The sequence below is a fragment of the Rhizobium sp. BR 362 genome (assembly GCF_036528765.1).
In the GTDB taxonomy this organism is placed as follows: domain Bacteria; phylum Pseudomonadota; class Alphaproteobacteria; order Rhizobiales; family Rhizobiaceae; genus Rhizobium.
Map to the genome: position 1 here is coordinate 1 of NZ_JARWGH010000075.1, position 4,154 is coordinate 4,154.

The window sequence follows — 4,154 nt, forward strand, 5'->3', positions numbered from 1 at the left end:
GCCATACGTGGCCATTGGGCCATCGAGAACTCCCTCCATTGGGTACTCGACGTCACCTTCAACGAGGATGCCGCCCGATCTCGAACCGGGCATGGACCAGCCAACATGGCCGTCGTCCGACACTTCGCCATCAACATGGTTCGAAGCCATAACGACAAGCGCAGTATCAAACTCAGACGAAACAAAGCAGGCAGAAACCCACAATACATGGCCGAAATCATCCGAGCATGACTGTTAACCCGGATTCAGCGCCGTGCTGTTCGATGTTGCTCGATTGCACGATCTCGTCATGCCTTGCATAATAGGCATCCAGGATTTGCTGGGACTTCGGTGCGGGCTGCCGTTCGGCAAGCATCAAGATGACCATGTCCACATTGTTGCGCACAATTAGTCGGAAGACAATCCTGACCTTACCGGTGCGGACGAATTCCTCTTCGATCTGCAGTGCGACATGCGTTCGGTATTCGACGCGATGGGGGCAGGTCGGCGACGAGTATTCGATCACGGTAACGGGTGCTGAGGCGGAGCCAATCGGCGGTCCGCACGCCCTACGGGTGCATCATGTCCCCCGCGTTAGATGCGGTTGGAAGGTTGCCAATCCAAACACTGAGAATTCCCGCGGCGAGGCGCGAGAATAGAAACTTGGCCAAGATATGAATGTCTCCGGATGATTGCCGGTAAGTTCAGGGCGTCAGTGCTTGGATTTAGACCGCCTCAAACAGATGTCCGTGCAGTCCCGAGTCGGTTCGTCACTGACACTGCTGTGTCATCAAATGCTATACGGCCAGTGCCCAAACTTCAACGGTAGCTATTGCCTAGTGACCCAAGATCTGACTGAGGAATGCGCGCGTGCGTTCCGATTGCGGCGCGCCGAAAAATGCCTTGGGTTCGTTCTGTTCTACGATTTGACCCCGATCCATGAAGATCACCCTGTTGGCCACCGCTTGGGCAAAACCCATTTCATGGGTGACGCAGAGCATGGTCATGCCTTCTTCGGCAAGCGCGATCATCGTATCGAGCACTTCCTTGATCATCTCTGGATCAAGCGCGGAGGTCGGCTCATCGAACAACATCAGCCGCGGCTTCATGCAGAGAGCTCGCGCGATCGCCACGCGCTGCTGCTGCCCGCCGGAGAGCTGACCCGGATATTTATGCGCCTGATCCGGTATTTTCACTTTCTCAAGAAAGTGCATGGCGAGTTCCCTGGCTTCCTTTTGCGGCATCTTGCGGACCCAGATCGGTGCGAGGGTGCAGTTCTGAAGGATCGTCAAATGCGGAAAGAGATTGAAATGCTGGAACACCATTCCGACTTCGCGGCGGACTTCCTCGATCTTCTTCAGGTCGTTGGTCAGTTCGATACCGTCGACGACGATCTTGCCGGCCTGATGTTCCTCAAGCCGATTGATGCAGCGGATCATGGTTGATTTTCCGGAGCCGGACGGTCCGCAAATGACGATCCGCTCGCCCCGCTGCACGGTGAGATTGATGTCGCGCAGGACGTGGAACTCGCCATACCACTTGTTCATGGCGCTAATCTCGACGGCGATATCTGCAAGACTTGGCCGGTCGTCCTGTAACGACGCCGTTTTCATCATGATGTTGGTCATTATGATATCCTCCTACCGGTGGTCGGTCTTCAGCCGACGCTCCAAATATTGCGAGTAGCGCGACATGCTGAAGCAGAAGACGAAAAACACGGCGCCGATGAAGATGAAGAGCTCCCAGTATATGCCCTGCCAGTTGGTGTTGGCACGAATGGCGGCGGCAAGGGCGATCGGGTCAAGCAATCCGATGAACATGACGAGCGTCGTGTCCTTGAACAGCCCGATGAAGGAATTGACGATGCCGGGGATTGAGATCTTGAGGGCCTGCGGCAGGATGACGAGCTGCTGGGACTTCCAGTAGTCAAGGCCGAGCGCTTCCGCCGCCTCATACTGTCCTTTCGGTAGAGCGGCCAGACCGCCACGAATGACCTCGGCCATATAGGCGCTGGCAAAGAGCGTCACCATGATCACAACGCGCAGGATGAGGTCAAAGTTCGTGCCGGGCGGCAGGAAGTAGTTGAGCAGCAGCGAAGCCGTGAAAAGGAGCGTGATCAGCGGCACGCCGCGGATGAATTCAATGAACACGACGCTCAGCATATGGATGAGCGGCAGGTTGGAACGGCGGCCAAGTGCAAGCAGGATCCCGAGCGGCAGCGACATAGCTATCCCTGTTACGCCAATGATGATCGATAGCAGGAAGCCGCCGACATCGCGCGAGGCGATGCTATCGAGAGCGATTGGAGCCATGCCGTCTGCGAGGGACGAGATCGGCTGGGCCGCATAAACCCACCAGACGCTCGCGCCGATGACAGCAATGCCGACGCTCGGCCCTTTTCCGGCCCGTGCTGCCAACATGAACAGTCCAGCGCCGACAGCGAAGCCGAAATAGACCGAGATCGGAAACCAGAGGCTGCCACCCCAGATCAGGAAATAGGCTATGCCGGGGTAGACGATGCTGAACCAGAGAGCCCGTCGCGGCAAAGCGCGGAGCAGAACTGGCGCCAAAGCGGCGAAGAGCAGCGCGAATGCCAGCACCGGCCGCCAGTAGAGATGCGCAGGGTAGAAACCGAAGAGAAGCTGCGGCCAGCGGTCGCGGATCACGCCCCAACACGCGCCCGGCGCATCGCCCAGGACTTGCCGACACTCGACAAGTGAGTTGGCCCGCCAGACTGAATTGCCGAGCCATGGTGCGACGGCCACGATGAGCCATGCGACCGTAAGTACGGACCCGACTGTTAGAAGCGTGCTGAGCCAGCTGTTGAAAAGATTTTTTCTCGTCCATTCGAGCGTCCCCCCTCGCCCCGAAGGCCTTGGCGATGCGGCGACCATGTCCTGGCGCACAAAGGAGAGGTTTTGCATGTTCATCTCAACGCTCCTTCAGGCTGACGCGATTGTTGTAGATGTTCATGGCAGCCGAGATGCTGAGGCTGATCGCGACATAAGAGTCGGATTCGAAAAGCGTTCAACGATATCCATACCTTGCTAGCCGTCTGGTGATGAGACGAATGTGGGCGATCATGATCCACGCTTCGGCTGATGCGATGGAGCGTTCGACGTCTTTGGCCAATCTGCGGCATCTGCCAAGCCAGGCGAAGGTCCGTTCGACCACCCATCGACGCGGCAGAACCTCGAAGCCTTTCGCCTTGTCTGAGCGCTTGATGATCTCGATCGTCCAGCGCCCGATCTTTTTCAGTCGCCGCTTCAACTTATCGCCCGCATAGCCACCATCGGCGAAGACATGCAGTAACCATGGCCACCTGTGGCGGATGGATTTCAGGAGATCGGGAGCACCGTCGCGATCCTGGATGTCGGCGCTGTGCACCATGAGACCGACCATCAGGCCGAGCGTATCGACGATGATATGGCGCTTGCGGCCTTTGGTCTTCTTGCCCGCGTCATAGCCCCGGATGCCGCCGCTTTCGGTGGTTTTGACGCTCTGGCTATCGATCACACCGGCCGTCGGGCTTGCCTCCTTGCCCTCCAACTCGCGCGTTTCCATCACGAGACGATGGTTGATGCGTGGCCAAAGTCCCAACGCTCTCCATTCATAGAAATAGCGCTGGACGGTCGAGCAGGGTGGAAAATCCTTCGGCAGCATCCGCCATTGGCAACCAGTTGTGGCGATGTAAAGCAGGGCATTCACCACCTCTCGCAAATCCGTGGTCCGCGGGCGGCCCAAGCGGCGCGGCATTGGCAGGAAAGGCTGAACCAGACCCCATTCCCGATCCGTCATATCGCTTGCGTAGCGTGCCGTTCGCCGGGCATATTGCCGACGGGTGATTTTGGTCCAGGCCATCGTGTTCTCCATCGAATCTCGCAAATCCGAAGGAATCATAACCTGTTGAAATCACCCACCTCTTTTTGAGGCAGCCTCTAAGCTTGACTTTGTACATTATGCGGCGAAGCAAATCGCCTGCGCCATACGGACAAGTCGCCCTGGCGGTATTTTATGCATTTCCAGGTTTGACGGTGAGTGTCGATAAAGATCGTCGCTCCACAAAACGAGACGCACAGCGCCAATCGCATCTGTGAATGTCAGATCGGTTTTCCTGTACCATGCCGCCGCGTAAGGGCGCGTGGTTTGGCTGAGAACATCTCCCGCCCACAGCG

5 protein-coding genes and 1 pseudogene are annotated in these 4,154 nt (G+C 57.4%); 1 reads left to right on the forward strand and 5 read right to left on the reverse strand.

Translation table 11 applies throughout. From position 1 onward, the window contains the following. The coding region (locus QDY28_RS30565; protein ID WP_331384828.1) for an ISAs1 family transposase at window positions 1-231 on the forward strand (231 nt) is incomplete at its 5' end. On the opposite strand, the gene QDY28_RS30570 is transcribed toward QDY28_RS30565, so the two are convergent. From QDY28_RS30570 to QDY28_RS30590, 5 genes and pseudogenes are all read right to left on the reverse strand, one after another. After that, window positions 218-532, reverse strand: a complete 315-nt coding sequence (locus tag QDY28_RS30570) for a thioredoxin domain-containing protein (RefSeq protein WP_081598422.1) — start codon at window positions 530-532, stop codon at window positions 218-220. The two genes, QDY28_RS30565 and QDY28_RS30570, sit on opposite strands and share 14 nt — an antisense overlap. Before the next feature lie 283 nt (window positions 533-815). After that, the gene (locus tag QDY28_RS30575) at window positions 816-1,607 is read right to left on the reverse strand and encodes an amino acid ABC transporter ATP-binding protein (protein ID WP_004112771.1); all 792 of its coding nucleotides are present in this window, start codon (window positions 1,605-1,607) and stop codon (window positions 816-818) included. A gap of 12 nt (window positions 1,608-1,619) precedes the next feature. Continuing rightward, the gene (locus QDY28_RS30580) at window positions 1,620-2,909 is read right to left on the reverse strand and encodes an amino acid ABC transporter permease (RefSeq protein ID WP_120670741.1); all 1,290 of its coding nucleotides are present in this window, start codon (window positions 2,907-2,909) and stop codon (window positions 1,620-1,622) included. Between the two features lie 97 nt (window positions 2,910-3,006). Next, a complete protein-coding gene (locus QDY28_RS30585; RefSeq protein ID WP_004126132.1) occupies window positions 3,007-3,840 on the reverse strand; it encodes an IS5-like element ISRtr4 family transposase in 834 nt (277 codons plus the stop codon). A gap of 96 nt (window positions 3,841-3,936) precedes the next feature. Further along, window positions 3,937-4,154, reverse strand: a pseudogene (locus QDY28_RS30590) (IS701 family transposase); the annotation flags it as partial.

Excerpts from the sequence above, each read along its gene's own strand:
- QDY28_RS30575 (WP_004112771.1), bottom strand. The coding sequence starts at position 1,607 with ATGACCAACATCATGATGAAAACGGCGTCGTTACAGGACGACCGGCCA.
- QDY28_RS30580 (WP_120670741.1), bottom strand. The coding sequence starts at position 2,909 with ATGAACATGCAAAACCTCTCCTTTGTGCGCCAGGACATGGTCGCCGCA.
- QDY28_RS30585 (WP_004126132.1), bottom strand. The coding sequence starts at position 3,840 with ATGGCCTGGACCAAAATCACCCGTCGGCAATATGCCCGGCGAACGGCA.